Consider the following 17,698-nt stretch of genomic DNA (forward strand, 5'->3'; position numbering starts at 1 on the left):
TTTGCCCCGGTCTCCCCCCGCTGCCGAGGATTCCGGGATGAGCTTCTCCGAGAAACCCGTGCTCACCGGTGAGCGGGCCGTCCTGCGGCCCTTCACCGCGGACGACACCCCGGTGATGGCCCGCATCCTGGACGACCCGGACGTCATCCGGCTCACCGGGAGCCAGGACGAGCCGTACGAGTGGGAGCGGTTGCGCACCTGGTACGGCAACCGCAGCGAGCAGACGGACCGGCTCGATCTCGGCATCGTGGACCGGGCGAGCGGTGAGCTGGTGGGCGAGGTCGTACTCAACGACTGGGACGAGCCCAACCGCAGTTGCTGCCTCCGGATCCTGATCGGCCCCGTCGGGCGGGACCGCGGGCTGGGCACGGAGGCCGTGCGGCTCATGGTCGGCCACGCCTTCGAACGGCTCGGCATGCACCGCGTCTCGCTGTACGTCTACACACACAATCCCCGGGCCCGGCGCGCCTACGAGAAGGTGGGGTTCGTGGCCGAGGGCGTGGAGCGGCAGACGCTGTGGCAGGACGGGGAGTGGATCGACGCGGTACGGATGTCGATCCTCGCCCCCGAGTGGGCCGCGCACCGCGGCCGCCCGGAGACCGCCGGGGGCGACCTCAGGGTCCAGTGACCGTCGGTGCCGGCTGAGACCGTCAGTGCCCGCTGACCGTCACGGCCCCTCCGCCCACGGTTCGATGACCGTCACTCCGCTGCCCGGGGTCGTGCCCATCGCGGTGAGGGCCTTGGGGGCGGCGTCCAGGGGGATCGTCGACGTGACCAGGAGGTCGGGGCGCAGGACGCCCGAGCCGACCAGGTCCAGCATGGGCGGGTAGGCGTGGGCCGCCATGCCGTGGCTGCCGAGGATCTCCAGCTCCAGCGCGATCGCGCGGGCCATGGGGACGGGGGTCGCGCCGGTCGGGGAGGGGAGCAGGCCCACCTGGACGTGGCGGCCCCGGCGCCGGAGGCTGCCGATCGAGGCCGCGCAGGTCACCGGGGAGCCGAGGGCGTCCAGCGAGAGATGGGCGCCGCCGCCGGTGAGGTCCCGTACCGCCTCGGCCGTGTCCCCCACCGCCGAGGCGTCCACGCCGGCCGCCGCCCCGAACTTCCGCGCCAGCTCCAGAGCCTGGGGCGAGACGTCCACGGCGACCACGCGGGCCCCCGAGGCCGCCGCGATCATCACCGCCGACAGGCCCACTCCCCCGCAGCCGTGCACGGCCACCCACTCACCCGCCGCGACCCGGCCCTGCGCCACGACCGCCCGGAACGCCGTGGCGAACCGGCAGCCCAGGGAGGCCGCCGTGCCGTACCCCAGTCCGTCGGGCAGCGCCACCAGGTTCACGTCGGCGTGGTCCAGGGCCACGTACTGGGCGAACGATCCCCAGTGCGTGAACCCCGGCTGGGTCTGCCGCTCGCACACCTGCTGGTCCCCGGCCGCGCAGGCGGCGCAGGCGCCGCAGGCGCACACGAACGGGACGGTGACCCGGTCGCCCGGCCGCCAGCGGGTCACCCCGGCGCCGACCTCCTCGACCACGCCGGCCAGCTCATGGCCGGGGACGTGCGGCGGGGTGATGTCGGGGTCGTGGCCCATCCAGGCGTGCCAGTCGCTGCGGCACAGGCCGGTGGCCTCGACGCGGACGACCACGCCGTGGGCCGCCGGGGCGGGGTCCGGCACGTCCCGTACCTCGGCCGGCTCACCGAACCGCTCGAACACCACCGCGCGCATACGCCCTCGCCCTCACCCTCACCGACCGACAGATCGGCCGGCCCCTCTGTCTGCCGGCCAGCCGGGCTGTCGCTCGGCCCACCGACCTGTCGGAGATCCTGTGCGGTGAACGCTAGCCAGAGATCTCCACCTTGTCGTGGTCGCTCTGCTTCTCCTTGTCGGCACCGCGGTCGTTCTCGGCGCCGTGCTCGTCGCCGGGGCCGCGGTCGTTCTCGGCGCCGCGGTCGTCGTGCTTGTCCGTCGCGGCCGTCGGCGTGCGCGGGGTCGACTCCCCCTCGCTCAGGCCGAACCGCTCGTGGAACCGGCGCAGCGGGGCCGGGGCCCACCACGTGGCGTGGCCGGTGAGGCGCATGACGGCCGGGACCAGGAGGCTGCGCACGATCATCGCGTCCATGAGCACGGCGAGGGCGAGGCCCAGGCCGAGCATCTTGGTGTTCGTCACCCGTGAGGTACCGATGGCGATCATCACGACGGCCAGGATGACGGCCGCCGCGGTGATCAGGCCGCCGGTGCGCTGGAGGCCGAAGCGGACGGCGGCGGTGTGGTCGCCGGTGTGGTCGTACTCCTCCTTGATGCGGGAGAGCAGGAAGACGCCGTAGTCCATGGAGAGGCCGAAGGCCACGCAGAACATCAGCACCGGGAGGGTCGTCTCTATGGAGCCGGAGCTGGTGAAGCCCAGCAGACCGGAGAGGTGGCCGTCCTGGAAGACCCAGATCATCGCGCCGAACATCGCGGTGAGGCTGAGCGCGTTGAGCAGGACCGCCTGGAGGGGGACCAGCACACTGCCGGTGAGCAGGAAGACCAGCAGCAGGGTGACCACGGCGATGAAGGAGAGGGCCCAGGGCAGGCCCCCGGCTATCGCCGCCTTGGTGTCGACCAGGACCGCGCCCCCGCCCGTCACCGACGTCCTGAACGGGGCGTCCGCCTCCCGGATGTCGTGCACCAGGTCCTGCGCGGCCTCGTCGATCGCGTCGCCCTTCGTCTGGACGGTGAAGTAGGCCGTGTCGCCGTCCACCACGGGGCCGTCCACCCGGAGCACATCGGGCAGGGCGGCGACCCGCTCCTTGTAGGCGGCGTACTCCGCCTTGGTCGCCCCGCCCTCGGCGAGGATCTCCAGACCGCCGCCGGGGGTGCCCGGGAAGTCCTCTCGTATGTGCTGCTGGACGACCCTGGACTCGGCGGACGCGGGCAGCTGGCGGTCGTCGGCCGCGCCGAACTTCACTCCGAGGAAGGGGAGCCCCAGGAGGACCAGACCGGCGGTGGTGGCGATGGCGAAGAGCGGGGCGCGCCGCATGACCAGGGTGGCCGTACGGCCCCAGACAGCGCCCTCCTCCCGCGCGGGAGCCCCCTCGGCCCCGCGGCGCCTGAACAGCTTGCGCAGGTCGAGGGCGTTGACCCGCTCGCCCAGCAGCACCAGGACCGCCGGGAGCACGATCAGGGCCGCCGCCGCGGCGAGCAGGACGACCGCGATGCCGGCGTAGGCGATGGACTTCAGGAAGGACTGGGGGAAGACCGCCATGGCGGCCAGCGACACGGCGACCGTGAGCGCCGAGAACAGGACCGTGCGTCCGGCGGTGCGCAGGGTGGTGGCCACGGCGGCCACCGGTTCGGCACCGGCGGACAGCTCCTCCCGGAAGCGGCGCACGATGAACAGCGCGTAGTCGATGGCGAGGCCGAGGCCCATGGCCGTGGTGAGGTTCAGCGCGAAGATCGAGACGTCGGTCAGCTCGGTGAGGCCGCGCAGGATCGCGTTGGTGCCGAGGATGGCGACGACGCCGACGACGAGGGGCAGCAGGGCGGCGACCGCGCTGCCGAAGGCCATCACCAGCAGGACCAGGGTCACCGGCAGGGCGATCAGCTCGGCCCGCAGGAGGTCCTCCTGGATGATGGTCTGCATCTCGTGGCGCACGGCGACGACACCGCCGACCTTGACCTCGACCGGGCCGCGCGTGCCGCGGAACTCGGGCGCGATGCGGTCCAGCGTCTCGTTCATACGGGTCTCGTCGCCGGTCAGTCGGGCCGCTATCAGCGCCTCCCGACCGTCCTCGGCGCGGAGGCCGGGGGCGCCGGTCTGCCAGTAGGAGCCGACGCCGGTGACGCCCTTCTCGGCGGCGAGCCGCTCGGTCAGCCGCTTCGCCTCGGCGGCGACCTCCGGATCGTCGACCGACGCGTCACCCGCGTCGACCAGCAGCAGCAGGTTCGGCTGGGAGTTCGGGAACTCGCGCTGCAACGCCTTGGTCGCATAGGTGGACTCGGCCGCCGGGTCCTCCCAGCCGCCGCTGGTCAGACGGTCGGCGACATCGCCGCCCGCGACGACCGCGAGGGCGGTGATCAGCAGGGCCACGAGCAGGGAGAGCCGGGGACGGGCGGTCACCAGTCTGGTCCAGCCCCCCGCTCGGGGTGGCCTGTTGACTTCGGTCATGGTGCGGTGTCCCCTTCACTCTGATCCGTGCCGTGCGCAGCCGGGCGGACGGATGCGCCACGCCATAAACTGGCAAACACGAGACCTCGCTCGCGTTTCATCAGAATGCGAGCGACGACTCGTGTTTGTCAATCAGGTCCGAGAAGCTGGGGACAACCGCATGCCCACCCACCAGGAGCAGGAGCAGCCGCGCCGCCGCCAGGCCCGCGGCGAGCGCCGTATCGCCCAACTCCTCGAAGCCGCGGCCTCGGTGTTCACGTCGACCGGGTACGCGGCCGCGAGCACCAACGCGATCGCCCGCGAGGCCGGTGTCTCACCGGGCACTCTGTACCAGTTCTTCCCGAACAAGGAAGCGATCGCGATCGAGCTGGGCCAGCGGCTGATGACCGAGATGCGGGCGGCGTACGGCGAGGCGCTCTCGCCGATCGATCCCGCGACCCCGCTGGAGCAGGCCGTGGCGGGCGCCGTCGACCGGTTCATCGACTTCAACTGCCACAACCCGGTGTTCTTCACCCTCATGCACGGCCCGGACGTCCCCGGCCGGATGGCGGAGGAGCACGACGCCCTGCACAACACCCTGATCACCCGGGTCGAGGACCTGCTCTCACCGCTCCTGCCCGACCGGCCGGCCGCCGCCGTCACGCGCATCGCGCACGTCTGCATGGCCCTGTACATGGCGGGCCTCGAACTGGTCCTGGCCAGCGAGGGCGACGAACGCGAGGCGTACATCCAGGAGCTGAAGGACGTGCTGTTCCGCTACCTGGACCCGCTGGTGGGCGACCGCCTCCGTGACGCGCAGGCGGCCTCGGCCTCCGCATCGGCCCCGACCGCGGCCCCCACCCCGACCCCCTGAACGCCCGCGCCCCACCCCGAGCGCCCGACCTCTCTTGGATTCATACCCCCTAGGGGTATAGGGTAGGAGACCTGAAGGGTTACCCGTACCCACACACCCCGATGAGGAGCAACGACATGACCGCCCAGACCGACACTCCCGGTTCCGTCACCACCGTCTACAAGGTGAGCGGCATGAGCTGCGGCCACTGCGAAGGCGCCGTCTCCGGCGAGATCTCCGAGATCGACGGTGTCTCCTCGGTGAAGGCCGTCGCCTCCAGCGGCGAGGTCACCGTGGTCTCGGCCGCGCCGCTCGACGAGGAGGCCGTGCGCGCCGCCGTCGACGAGGCCGGTTTCGAACTGGTCGGCACCGTCTGAGAACCGTCCGCCCAGGCGGGGCACCGCCCCGCCCCGGGCCGCACCTGCGCACGTTCACCGGAGCACGGACACGGACACGGACATGACCAGCACCACCGAAGTCACCCCCGCGGGCGAGTCGGCCCATGAGGTCGAACTGATGATCGGCGGGATGACCTGCGCCTCCTGCGCGGCCCGCGTCGAGAAGAAGCTCAACCGCATGGACGGTGTCACCGCCACGGTGAACTACGCGACGGAGAAGGCGAAGATCGCCTACCCCGCGGGGGTCGAGGTCGCCGATCTGATCGCCACGGTGGTGAAGACGGGCTACACGGCAGAGGAACCGCCGCCCCCCGCGCCCCCGACGGTGGACCCCGGGGCGGACCGGGAGTCGGGCGCGGACACCCCGGTGGAGGATCCCGAGCTCGCCGCCCTGCGGCAGCGGCTCACCGTCTCGGCGCTGCTGGCCGCCCCGGTAGTGCTCATGTCCATGGTCCCGGCCCTCCAGTTCGACAACTGGCAGTGGCTCTCCCTGACGCTCGCCGCGCCCGTCGTCGTGTGGGGCGCCCTGCCCTTCCACCGGGCCGCGTTCACCAACCTCCGGCACGGCGCGGCCACGATGGACACCCTGGTCTCGCTCGGCACGCTCGCGGCCTTCGGCTGGTCGCTGTGGGCCCTGTTCCTCGGGCACGCGGGCATGCCGGGCATGCGGCACGGCTTCGAGTTCGGCGTGTCCCGCACGACGGGCTCCTCGGCCGTCTATCTGGAGGTGGCCGCCGGGGTCGTGGCGTTCATCCTGCTGGGCCGCTACCTGGAGGCCCGCTCCAAGCGCCGCGCGGGCGCCGCCCTCACGGCGCTGCTGCGGCTGGGCGCCAAGGACGTCGCGGTACTGCGCGAGGGCCGGGAGACCCGGATCCCGGTCGAGCGGCTCGTGGTCGGTGACCGTTTCGTCGTACGGCCCGGCGAGAAGTTCGCCACCGACGGCACCGTCGTCGAGGGTTCCTCGGCCGTCGACGCGTCCCTGCTGACCGGCGAGTCCGTCCCGGTGGACGTGACCGTCGGCGACGCCGTCACGGGCGCGACGGTGAACGCCGGCGGCCGGCTCGTCGTCGAGGCGACCCGGGTGGGCGCGGACACCCAGCTGGCGCGGATGGCGCGGCTGGTGGAGGAGGCGCAGAACGGCAAGGCGGAGGTGCAGCGGCTCGCCGACCGGATCTCCGCTGTGTTCGTGCCCGTCGTCCTGCTGATCGCGGTGGCGACGTTCGGCGCCTGGCTCGGTGTCACCGACGACCCGGCGGCGGCCTTCACCTCGGCGGTCGCGGTCCTGATCATCGCCTGCCCCTGCGCGCTGGGCCTCGCCACACCGACGGCGCTCCTGGTCGGCACCGGCCGCGGGGCCCAGCTCGGGATCCTCATCCGGGGCCCCGAGGTGCTGGAGTCCACCCGCCGGGTCGACACCGTCGTCCTGGACAAGACGGGCACGGTCACCACCGGCCGGATGACCCTCCGGAAGGTGTACGCCGCCCAGGGCGTCCCCGAGGAGGACGTCCTGCGCCTCGCGGGCGCCGTCGAACACGCCTCCGAGCATCCGGTCGCGCGGGCGGTCGCCACGGGCGCCGAGGAGCGCCTCGGCGCCCTGCCGCCCGTCGAGGACTTCCGGAGCACACCGGGAAGGGGCGTACACGGCCGCGTGGCGGGCCACGAGGTCGAGGTGGGCCGGATCCACGACGGCCCCCTCCCCGAGGCGCTCAGGGCCGCCAAGGAGGCCGCGGAGGACGAGGGGCACACGGCGGTGGTCGTGGCCCGCGACGGCGTGGCGATCGGGGTCCTCACCGTCGCCGACGCGGTGAAGGACACCAGCGCCGAGGCCGTCCGTCGGCTGCGGGCGCTCGGGCTGACCCCGGTCCTGCTGACGGGGGACAACGCGCGCGTGGCCCGCTCCGTGGCCGCGGCCGTCGGGATCTCCGCCGAGCAGGTGATCGCCGAGGTCCTGCCTCGGGACAAGGTCGACGTCGTACGGCGGCTCCAGGACGAGGGCCGTACGGTCGCGATGGTGGGGGACGGGGTCAACGACGCCGCCGCGCTCGCCACGGCCGATCTGGGGCTCGCCATGGGGACGGGCACGGACGCGGCGATCGAGGCGAGCGACCTCACGCTCGTCCGCGGCGATCTGCGGGTGGCCGCCGACGCGATCCGGCTGTCCCGCCGCACCCTGGCCACGATCAAGGGAAATCTCGTCTGGGCCTTCGGCTACAACGTGGCCGCGCTGCCGCTGGCCGCCGCCGGACTGCTGAACCCGATGGTCGCGGGGGCCGCAATGGCCTTTTCGTCCGTTTTCGTGGTCACGAACAGCTTGCGGCTCCGGGCCTTCTCGTGACGGCCGGGCAAAAGTCCCTCTAGAGTCCGGAAGCAGCCTCACATAAGCTCTTCACAAGGCTCGCGCATCTTCCTTACGCTGGGGCCTCGGTCGCCGTATCGGGTCTCTTGCGCATCTTCAGGACATAAGGCAAGAGACGCAGATCACAGTGATGTGAACGTAACCAACGAAGGGGTTCGTGAGTCTAAGTTGGCGATGTCAGAAGCGTCTTGGGGGGCGCGACTGGCATCTGGGGATGTCTTGGGGGACGTTCCCGGAACTGCGTTGCCGGGGCACGTGCCCGGGGAGCTTTGAGCGGCCCTCCCGTACGTACGGGTCCCGGCAGACCGCACATCACCGCACAACACCTTCATATACGCGGGACGGACCCCGTCCCGCTCAGCGATTCAGGCGCTGGTCCACCAGACGCCCGGCCGGATCCCGTGGGGGGAATCCGCACCGGGACATGGGAAGGCGCCCTGCTCGCCGGCCCGTGGGGGGACCAGCGGCGCAGGGCGCCTTCTTTTTCGCGTCCGGAGAACCGCGCGACCAGACGACCGCGCGACCGTAGAAACCGCGCGTCCGGAGAAACCGCGCGACCGGAGAAACCGCGCGACCGGAGAAACCGAAAGGGGCGCGGGAACCGGGCGACCGGCTCGCACACGCCCCGGACGGGAAGCGGTGTCGGAAAAGGCTTACCGGGCCTCGACCGGAACGAAGTCGCGCTCGACGACGCCCGTGTAGATCTGGCGCGGACGACCGATCCGGGAACCCGGCTCCTTGATCATCTCGTGCCACTGGGCGATCCAGCCCGGCAGGCGGCCGAGGGCGAACAGGACCGTGAACATCTCGGTCGGGAAGCCCATCGCGCGGTAGATCAGACCCGTGTAGAAGTCCACGTTCGGGTAGAGGCTGCGCGAGACGAAGTAGTCGTCGGAGAGCGCGTGCTCCTCCAGCTTCAGGGCGATGTCCAGCAGCTCGTCGGACTTGCCGAGCGCGGAGAGGACATCGTGCGCGGCGGCCTTGATGATCTTGGCGCGCGGGTCGAAGTTCTTGTAGACCCGGTGGCCGAAGCCCATCAGACGGACGCCGTCCTCCTTGTTCTTCACCTTGCGGATGAAGGAGTCGACATCGCCGCCGGCGTCGCGGATGCCCTCCAGCATCTCCAGCACGGACTGGTTGGCGCCGCCGTGCAGCGGGCCCCACAGCGCGGAGATGCCGGCGGAGATCGAGGCGAACATGTTCGCCTGCGAGGAGCCGACGAGGCGGACCGTGGAGGTCGAACAGTTCTGCTCGTGGTCCGCGTGGAGGATGAGGAGCTTGTCGAGGGCGGAGACCACGACCGGGTCGAGCTCGTACTCCTGCGCGGGGACCGAGAAGGTCATGCGCAGGAAGTTCTCGACGTAGCCCAGGTCGTTGCGCGGGTAGACGAACGGGTGACCGATCGACTTCTTGTACGCGTAGGCCGCGATCGTCGGGAGCTTGGCGAGCAGGCGGATCGTGGAGAGGTTGCGCTGCCGCTCGTCGAACGGGTTGTGGCTGTCCTGGTAGAACGTCGACAGGGCGCTGACCACGGAGGACAGCATCGCCATCGGGTGGGCGTCCCGGGGGAAGCCCCGGTAGAAGTTCTTGACGTCCTCGTGCAGCAGCGTGTGCTGGGTGATCTCGTTCTTGAAGCTGGAGAGCTCGTCGACCGTCGGGAGCTCGCCGTTGATCAGCAGGTAGGCGACCTCCAGGAAGGTGGAGCGCTCGGCCAGCTGCTCGATCGGGTAGCCGCGGTAGCGGAGGATGCCCGCCTCGCCGTCCAGGTACGTAATGGCGGATTTATAGGCGGCGGTGTTGCCGTAACCGCTGTCCAGGGTGACCAGACCGGTCTGGGCCCGGAGCTTCCCGATGTCGAAGCCCTTGTCGCCGACGGTGCTGTCGATCACCGGGTAGGTGTACTCGCCGTCGCCGTACCGCAGTACTACAGAGTTGTCGCTCACGTCTTCCCTCACCGACGTAGTGCCTCATCTTCGAGGTGCCCTGACTGTCTCTACCATCCCCCAATTGGCTCAGGAGAGTGCACTCGGGGTCGACCATCGGGCCTATTGGCGGCACTGAGTGCCGCCAACTTGCTCATCCTGCCCGCTCCGTCCGGCATCTGGAAGGGCTGTGTGACCTTTGCGACTCATTTGATCGATCAAATTTCACTCACGTGACGCCGGGGAGTCGCGAGAGGGTCCCTCACCGGTCCCTCCCTTAGATCCTGGGGGTCACAGGGGCCGGGGCGCGAGCCGGAAGTCCAGGGCCGTATACCGGCGGCCGGCGGACACCGTGCGCACCGCCTGGCCGATGGCCTTGCGGGAGCCGACGAGGACGACCAGTTTCTTCGCCCGGGTCACCGCTGTGTAGAGCAGATTGCGCTGGAGCATCATCCAGGCGCCGGTGGTGACCGGGACGACCACCGCCGGGTACTCGCTGCCCTGGGAGCGGTGGATGGTCACCGCGTAGGCGTGCGCCAGTTCGTCCAGTTCGTCGAAGTCGTACGGCACCTCCTCGTCCTCGTCGGTGAGGACCGTCAGGCGCTGGTCGACCGGGTCCAGCGCGGTGACCACGCCGACGGTGCCGTTGAAGACGCCGTTGGCGCCCTTCTCGTAGTTGTTGCGGATCTGGGTGACCTTGTCGCCGACGCGGAAGACCCGGCCGCCGAACCGCTTCTCGGGCAGGTCGGGGCGGGCGGGTGTGATGGCCTGCTGCAACAGGCCGTTGAGGGTGCCGGCGCCGGCCGGGCCCCGGTGCATGGGCGCGAGCACCTGGATGTCCCGCCTCGGGTCCAGACCGAACTTGGCCGGAATGCGACGGGCCGCCACGTCCACCGTGAGCCGGCCCGCCTCCTCGGTGTCGTCCTCGACGAAGAGGAAGAAGTCCTTCATGCCGTCGGTGACCGGGTGGTGTCCGGAGTTGATGCGGTGCGCGTTCGTCACCACGCCGGACTGCTGGGCCTGGCGGAACACCTTGGTGAGGCGGACCGCCGGGACGGGACTGCCGTCGGCGAGCATGTCGCGCAGGACCTCGCCGGCGCCGACGCTGGGCAGCTGGTCGACGTCCCCGACGAACAGCAGATGGGCGCCCGGGGGTACCGCCTTCACCAGCTTGTTGGCGAGGAGGAGGTCCAGCATGGACGCCTCGTCGACGACCACCAGGTCCGCGTCGAGGGGGCGGTCCTTGTCGTAGGCCGCGTCGCCGCCGGGCTTCAGCTCCAGCAGGCGGTGGACCGTGGACGCCTCGGCGCCGGTCAGCTCGGCGAGGCGCTTGGCGGCGCGGCCGGTGGGGGCGGCGAGGACGACCTTGGCCTTCTTGGCGCGGGCCAGTTCGACGATGGAGCGGACCGTGAAGGACTTGCCGCAGCCGGGGCCGCCGGTCAGCACGGCCACCTTCTCGGTGAGGGCGAGCCGGACGGCGGCCTCCTGCTCGGGGGCCAGCTCCGCGCCCGTACGGCCCTTGAGCCAGGACAGCGCCTTGCTCCACGCCACGTCGCGGAAGCCGGGCATCCGGTCCTCGTCGGTGCGCAGCAGGCGCGACAGCTGGGCGGACAGGGACAGTTCGGCGCGGTGGAAGGGGACGAGATAGATGGCGGTGACCGGGTCCGAACCGGGGTCGGGGCCGGGGACCTTCTCCCGTACGACACCGGGCTCGCCCGACTCCTCGTCCGGCTGGGCGAGTTCGGCCAGGCACTCGATGACGAGGCCGGTGTCGACCTGGAGGAGCTTGACCGCGTCGGCGATCAGGCGCTCCTCGGGGAGGAAGCAGTGGCCCTGGTCGGTGGACTGCGACAGGGCGTACTGCAGGCCCGCCTTGACGCGCTCCGGGCTGTCGTGCGGGATGCCGACGGACTGGGCGATCTTGTCGGCGGTGAGGAAGCCGATGCCCCAGACGTCGGCGGCGAGGCGGTAGGGCTGGTTCTTCACGACCCCGATGGAGGCGTCGCCGTACTTCTTGTAGATGCGCACGGCGATGGACGTGGACACCTCGACGGTCTGGAGGAAGAGCATGACCTCCTTGATGGCCTTCTGCTCCTCCCAGGCGTCGGCGATCTTCCTGGTGCGTTTGGGTCCGAGGCCGGGGACCTCGATGAGGCGCTTCGGCTCCTCCTCGATGATCTTCAGGGTGTCCAGACCGAAGTGCTGGGTGATGCGGTCGGCGAAGACCGGGCCGATGCCCTTGACCAGGCCGGAGCCGAGGTAGCGGCGGATGCCCTGCACGGTGGCCGGCAGCACGGTCGTGTAGTTCTCCACGGTGAACTGCTTGCCGTACTGCGGGTGGGAGCCCCAGCGGCCCTCCATGCGCAGGGACTCGCCGACCTGGGCGCCGAGGAGCGCGCCGACGACGGTGAGCAGGTCTCCGCCGCCGCGGCCGGTGTCCACGCGGGCGACCGTGTAGCCGTTCTCCTCGTTGGCGTAGGTGATGCGCTCCAGGACGCCTTCGAGCACGGCCGGTCGGCGCTCGCCGGTCCCCGTTTGATTGGGCATGGCTACGACGCTACCGCCGAGGTCCGACAGGGCGGACGGCGCGTGGACAGCTCCGTCCGCGCACCTCTCCTTGAGTGCTTTGCGTCCACTTACGCGAACCATTGACTTTCGGCCATGGCTGTCCCTACCGTCTCCCAACCCCTCGAACAGCGTTCGTGATCTCGAACGTCGAACCACCGCATGAGTGCCCAATGGAGGACACCTCTATGCGCAACCGCCCCAGACGCAGCCGCCGCGCCCTCGCCGCCCTGTGCGGCTCGGTGCTGTCCATCAGTCTGCTGTCCGCCGGACCGGGTGCCACGTCCGCCCAGGCGGCCGACGACCCGGGCGCCGTCGCGCTGGACAAGGACGCGATCCTCGCGGCCAACCAGCTCGACGAGCCCCAGTGGTACAAGGACAACATCCCGTTCCTCGACACCCCCGACAACGACATCGACGACGTCTACTACTACCGGTGGAGCACCTTCAAGCGCGCCCTGCGCTACACGGTGCCGGGCACCGGGTACGTGTCGACCGAGTACGACGTCCCGATCGGCTACGCCGGGAACCCGTACACCGCGCTCCCGGACGCCACCGGCTACCACCTGCTGGACGGCCGCTGGCTGCACAACCGCGCCTACGCGGGTGACTACCTGGACTTCTGGCTGCGCGGGGCGGGCAACTCGGGCGTACGGAACTTCAGCGAGTGGATCACGAGTGCCGCGTACCAGCGGTACCTCGTCACCGGGGACGCCGCGCAGATCAAGTCCGCGCTCCCCCACCTCATCGCGCTGTACAAGCGGTGGGACTCCAATTTCAACACCGACATCACGGTCGACGGCACGCAGTCCACCAGCGACCTGTACCACCAGAGCCCGCTGTCCGACGCCACCGAGTACACCGAGACGTCGATGCACAGCAGCAACTGGTTCAGCGGCGGGCGCGGCTACCGGCCCACCATCAACGCGTACATGTACGCCGCCGCCCAGGCGATCAGCAAGATCGCCGCCATGAACGGCGACACGGCGACCGCGAACGACTACGACGCCAAGGCCGCACAGCTCAAGTCAGCCGTGCAGAACTCGCTGTGGGACCCGCAGCGCAACTTCTTCATGCAGGTCTACAACACGGACAGCACCAACGGCACCCTGAAGCAGACCAGGACGACCTGGCGGGAGCTGATGGGCTACGCGCCCTGGGCGTTCAACCTGCCCGACGCGCAGTACTCGTCGGCATGGAAGTACCTGAACGACCCCAAGCGGTTCAAGGCGCCGTTCGGGCCCACGACGCTGGAGCGGGTGCACGACTTCGAGGCCGAGCAGGCCACCGTCAACCACGCGAACATCTTCAGCGGGTCCACCGCCTCCAACGGCAAGTACGTCGGCCAGATCGACTTCGACGACAGCTACGTCACCTTCACCGTGAACGCGCCCGGCGCCGGGACGTACCCCGTGACCGTGCACTACGCCAACGGCACGTCCGGCACGTCGACCCACAAGCTGATCGTGAACGACGACACCGCGAACCCGGTCACGGTCAGCTACGCGCCCACCGGGGCCTGGCAGAAGTTCTCCGAGACGCAGTCCGTGACCGTGCAGGTCCCCATGAAGGCCGGGGCCAACACGCTGAAGTTCGCCAAGGGCACGAGCTTCGCGGAGATCGACCGGATCACCGCCAACCCGTACTTCAACTACCAGGCGATACCCGCCGTGCAGAAGCGCGACGACGCCAACTGCTGCCACTGGAACGGCCCGAGCTGGCCGTTCCAGACCAGCCAGGTCCTGACCGGCATGGCGAACCTGCTCCAGGACTACCCGGCGCAGAGCTTCGTCACCAAGACCGACTACCAGACGATGCTGGCCCAGTTCGCCGACCTCCAGCACAAGGACGGCAAGCCCTACATCGCCGAGGCCGCCAACGGTGACACCGGCGAGTGGATCTACGACGGGTTCAACTTCAGCGAGCACTACAACCACTCCAGCTTCAACGACCTGGTGCTCACCGGCCTGCTGGGCATCAAGCCGCAGGCGGACAACACGCTGGTGCTGAAGCCGCTGGTCCCGTCGAGCTGGGACTACTTCGCGGTGGAGAGCCTCCCGTACCACGGCCACACCTACTCGATCCGCTGGGACCGGGACGGCTCGCACTACGGCAAGGGCAGCGGGCTGCAGATCTTCCAGGACGGCGTCCGCATCCACCAGTCGTCGACCGTCGGCAACACCACCGTGAACGTCGCCGCCCCCGTCACCCCGGCGCAGCCCCCGCGGCTGATGAACGTGGCGGCCAACCCGCTCACCGCCGAGCAGGACTGGCTGGGCCGCGCCATCACCCAGCCCTACCCGAAGGCGTTCGCCTCCTACACCAACACCGTCTCCAACGGCCCGCACTGCCACAGCGGCCAGACCTGCAAGCCCACCACCTTCGACGCCCCGCTCCGGGCGACGGACGGCTGGATCCGCTACGACAAGATCCCCGACGACCGGTGGACCAACTCCGGGTCGCCGAACGCCACCGACCACCTCGGTGTCGACTTCGGGGCGCCCCGCAAGATCAACGAGGTGAAGTTCTACACCTACGACGACGGCGCGAACATCCGCGTCCCGGCGAGCTACACCGTCCAGTACCTCAAGGACGGGGCCTGGGTGAGCGTCCCGAGCCAGACCAAGAGCCCGGCGGCGCCGGCCGCGAACAACGCCAACGAGGTGACCTTCCCGACGATCACCACGTCCCAGTTCCGGGTGGTCTTCACACCGCAGGCGGGCAAGTTCGTCGGCGTCACCGAGCTGGAGTCCTGGTACCCGGAGACACCGCGGGTGAAGATCGTCAACAAGAACAGCACCCTGGAGCTCGGGATCGCCGGTTCCTCGATCGCCGCCGGAGGTGCCGTACAGCAGCAGAGCGCCAGTGACAGCGCCAACCACTGGTGGAAGATCGTCCCGGCCGAGAACGGCTACTACAAGATCTTCAACACCAACAGCGGTCAGGTGCTCGGCGTCAAGGACGCGTCCAAGACCGCCGGCGCGGTGGCGTTGCAGTGGGGGGACACGCTGACCGCCGACCATCTGTGGTCGATCGTCGACGCCGGTGACGGCTACGCCAAGATCGTCAACAAGAACAGCGGGCTGGTGCTGGGGATCGACGGGATGTCCAAGTCGTCCGGGGCTCCGGCCCTGCAATGGGACGACAACGGGACCGCCGACCATCTGTGGAGCATCACGGCGGAGGACGGGTCCACGCCGTTCACGTCCTGAGGAGTGACGCCGTGCGCGTCCGAGCGTGAGTCCCTGAGCTGACCGCCGAGGTCCGCCGAGGCCCCCCTGGGGGTGCGGCGGGCCTCGGCCGTTTCCGGCTGTGCCCCGGGAACGGTCAGCGGCGGGGGTGCGCCTTCAGGGCTTCGAGGAAGGGGGCGAAGGCGGCGACGGGGAAGGTGAGGGTGCGGGCGGCGGGGGTCTTGGAGTCGCGGACGGCTATGTGGGTGGGGGTGGTGGCTATCTCCACGCACTCGTTGCCGTCGCCGGGGCCCGAGTAGGACGACTTCCGCCAGTGGTCCATGGGGTTCCTCACAGTTCCTTGGCCAGTCTGTGGATGAACTCGCGCGACTGTCCGGGATCGAGTGACGCGTCCTCCACCTTACGAAAGCTCGTTCGATAGGTGTGGAGCTGGGCTTCGGAATCGATGAAGGCCGATCCATGGAGCGCGTCACGGACCACCGTGTCCAGCTTGGGCAGGGGGCCGCCCACGTAGGTCATCGTGCCTGCGGCACTGGCGAAGCCGTCCAGATCGAACGGGATGACCCGCACGGAGATGTGATCCGCTTCGGAGAGTTCGATCAATCGGGCCAGTTGGGCCCTTGCGGTGTCACGGCCACTGACTCTGATCCGGAGTGCCGCCTCGTGGATCACCGCCTCGTAGGGCACGGTGAACCGCTGGCGATCCTTTCGGTGTTGGATGCGCAACTCGATCTCCTCGCCGGTGAGTTCCGGCACTCGGGACGAGAAGACCGCACGTGAGTAGTCCTCGGTCTGCAACAGGCCGGGGACGTAGAGGATCGCCACGTGGCGTAGAAACCGAGCGTGGTGTTCCAGTTCGGAGAGGTCCAGGAAAGGGGTGGGCAGAAAGCCCCGGTACTCCTCCCACCAGCCTCGCGTGCGATCGGTGGCCATCGCCACCAGGGCGTCGATGAACTCTTCGTCCGCGCAGGCGTAATGGGACGCGAGACGGCGGACCCTCAACTCGCTCACCCCCGCGAGCGCGGACTCGATATGGGTGATCTGGGCGGGGGCCACTCCGAGCAGCGACGCCGCCTCCCGGGAGGAAAGCCCTGCCGCTTCGCGAAGCCTGCGCAGCTCCGTCGCCAGACGCATCTGACGCGCCGTCGGCTCGCGCCTCTTCACCATCGAATGGCCCTCCTCAGGCACCCCGCGGGCGCGACTCGTTCGGCGTCAGATTACGCGATCGGCTTGCAGCGTCCCTAAATTTAGATCTACCGTCTGTGACGCGACGAACACCCTACGGAAGCGCACCGCTCCGTCGTGCCACGACGGCGTCGGCAATGCCACCGTGTGCGAACCCTCCTGCCTCTGCCCGGAGTTGATGAGCCATGCCCGAAACCTGGGACTACACCCTCCACATCCCCAACGACCCCAGAGCCGTGACCGTCTGCCGCCGCACCCTGCGGCTGATCCTCACCCTGCACGACCTCGTCGGCCTCGTGGACACCGCCGAACTGCTCGCGACCGAGCTGGTCTCCAATGCAGTGCTGCACACGAAGGGGCCCGCCGCGCTCAGGGTGCGGCGGTCGCCGGAGGGGATGGTGTGGATCGGGGCTTGGGACGCCGACCCTGAACCGCCGGAACCGCCACAGCGGTTGGAGCTGGTGGGTGAGCAGGAGGGCGGACGGGGACTGGGCCTCGTCGCGGCGTGTACGCAGTACTGGGGATGGATGCCGTCCGCCAGGTTCGGCAGTCCGGGCAAGTACGTGTGGTGCGAGCTGGTGGCAGCGTAGGGCGTTCCGGGAAACGAGAAGCAGTTCGACTCATCGATAGGCTGCGGCATCATGATGCGCGCCTGGATCCTGCCGATACTGCTCGTGCTCTGCGGCTCGGTCGTCACGGCCGCGCAGATCACCAAGGGGGACGTCGGTACGGCCGCGGTACTCCTGCCGGTGTTCCTGGTGCTCGCCGGCGTGAACTCGCCCCTGATCTTCCCGAAGTCCATCGGCGCACAAGAGGCGCAACGGCGCAGCGCGGTCGACGGCCGGCCCGTCGTGTTCTGGCGGCCGGGCTGCCCGTACTGCATGCGCCTGCGCCTCCGACTGGGCAGCGGCGCCCGGCGGGCGTACTGGGTGAACATCTGGAGTGACCCGGCGGGAGCCGCGGTGGTGCGCGCGGCCAACGACGGCAACGAGACCGTGCCGACCGTCGTCGTGGCGGGCCGGTCCCACACCAACCCCGACCCCGGCTGGGTGCGCGCACAGCTCTCCCGGCCCGCCTGACCGGCACCGGCGTCCTGGTCGAGCACGA

Annotated in this window: 13 protein-coding genes; 7 read left to right on the top strand and 6 right to left on the bottom strand. The window is 69.9% G+C overall.

The features are described 5' to 3' along the window. Window positions 1-37 precede the first annotated feature (37 nt). The gene (locus ACZ4Z2_RS01155; protein ID WP_468071077.1) at window positions 38-628 is read left to right on the top strand and encodes a GNAT family N-acetyltransferase; all 591 of its coding nucleotides are present in this window, start codon (window positions 38-40) and stop codon (window positions 626-628) included. A gap of 39 nt (window positions 629-667) precedes the next feature. Here the strand turns inward: ACZ4Z2_RS01155 and ACZ4Z2_RS01160 are convergent, their stop codons facing one another. Further along, a complete protein-coding gene (locus tag ACZ4Z2_RS01160; protein ID WP_468071079.1) occupies window positions 668-1,720 on the bottom strand; it encodes a zinc-dependent alcohol dehydrogenase family protein in 1,053 nt (350 codons plus the stop codon). Between the two features lie 112 nt (window positions 1,721-1,832). Then, window positions 1,833-4,142: an MMPL family transporter gene (locus ACZ4Z2_RS01165; protein ID WP_468071081.1), complete on the bottom strand. Its 2,310-nt coding sequence runs from the start codon at window positions 4,140-4,142 to the stop codon at window positions 1,833-1,835. 160 nt (window positions 4,143-4,302) lie between these two features. On the opposite strand from ACZ4Z2_RS01165, the gene ACZ4Z2_RS01170 reads away from it, so the two are divergent. The 3 genes from ACZ4Z2_RS01170 to ACZ4Z2_RS01180 all read left to right on the top strand — a co-directional run bounded on the left by ACZ4Z2_RS01170 (window position 4,303) and on the right by ACZ4Z2_RS01180 (window position 7,707). Beyond that, window positions 4,303-4,995: a TetR/AcrR family transcriptional regulator gene (locus tag ACZ4Z2_RS01170; RefSeq protein WP_468071083.1), complete on the top strand. Its 693-nt coding sequence runs from the start codon at window positions 4,303-4,305 to the stop codon at window positions 4,993-4,995. Window positions 4,996-5,111: 116 nt separating this feature from the next. Next, window positions 5,112-5,351: a heavy-metal-associated domain-containing protein gene (locus ACZ4Z2_RS01175; protein ID WP_468071085.1), complete on the top strand. Its 240-nt coding sequence runs from the start codon at window positions 5,112-5,114 to the stop codon at window positions 5,349-5,351. A gap of 82 nt (window positions 5,352-5,433) precedes the next feature. Continuing rightward, window positions 5,434-7,707, top strand: coding sequence for a heavy metal translocating P-type ATPase (locus ACZ4Z2_RS01180; protein WP_468071087.1), 2,274 nt, complete (start codon window positions 5,434-5,436; stop codon window positions 7,705-7,707). Between the two features lie 674 nt (window positions 7,708-8,381). On the opposite strand, the gene ACZ4Z2_RS01185 is transcribed toward ACZ4Z2_RS01180, so the two are convergent. After that, window positions 8,382-9,671: a citrate synthase gene (locus ACZ4Z2_RS01185; RefSeq protein WP_468071089.1), complete on the bottom strand. Its 1,290-nt coding sequence runs from the start codon at window positions 9,669-9,671 to the stop codon at window positions 8,382-8,384. A gap of 270 nt (window positions 9,672-9,941) precedes the next feature. Then, window positions 9,942-12,197: an SF1B family DNA helicase RecD2 gene (recD2, locus tag ACZ4Z2_RS01190; RefSeq protein ID WP_468071091.1), complete on the bottom strand. Its 2,256-nt coding sequence runs from the start codon at window positions 12,195-12,197 to the stop codon at window positions 9,942-9,944. A 191-nt stretch (window positions 12,198-12,388) separates the two neighbouring features. Between recD2 and ACZ4Z2_RS01195 the strand changes: the two genes are divergently transcribed. Next, entirely contained in the window at window positions 12,389-15,427 is a 3,039-nt protein-coding gene (locus tag ACZ4Z2_RS01195) for an MGH1-like glycoside hydrolase domain-containing protein (protein WP_468071092.1), read from the top strand. Window positions 15,428-15,542: 115 nt separating this feature from the next. Here ACZ4Z2_RS01195 and ACZ4Z2_RS01200 read toward each other — a convergent pair whose 3' ends face one another. Both ACZ4Z2_RS01200 and ACZ4Z2_RS01205 read right to left on the bottom strand, forming a co-directional pair. Next, the gene (locus tag ACZ4Z2_RS01200; protein WP_468071094.1) at window positions 15,543-15,728 is read right to left on the bottom strand and encodes a DUF397 domain-containing protein; all 186 of its coding nucleotides are present in this window, start codon (window positions 15,726-15,728) and stop codon (window positions 15,543-15,545) included. 8 nt (window positions 15,729-15,736) lie between these two features. Next, window positions 15,737-16,573: a helix-turn-helix domain-containing protein gene (locus tag ACZ4Z2_RS01205; protein ID WP_468071096.1), complete on the bottom strand. Its 837-nt coding sequence runs from the start codon at window positions 16,571-16,573 to the stop codon at window positions 15,737-15,739. 203 nt (window positions 16,574-16,776) lie between these two features. On the opposite strand from ACZ4Z2_RS01205, the gene ACZ4Z2_RS01210 reads away from it, so the two are divergent. Next, a complete protein-coding gene (locus ACZ4Z2_RS01210) occupies window positions 16,777-17,181 on the top strand; it encodes an ATP-binding protein (protein WP_468071098.1) in 405 nt (134 codons plus the stop codon). A 51-nt stretch (window positions 17,182-17,232) separates the two neighbouring features. Beyond that, window positions 17,233-17,670 (top strand): glutaredoxin domain-containing protein, encoded by a 438-nt coding sequence (locus tag ACZ4Z2_RS01215; RefSeq protein ID WP_468071099.1) that lies wholly within the window; start codon window positions 17,233-17,235, stop codon window positions 17,668-17,670. Window positions 17,671-17,698: the final 28 nt, after the last annotated feature.

The organism is Streptomyces sp. NPDC030183 (assembly GCF_055573455.1).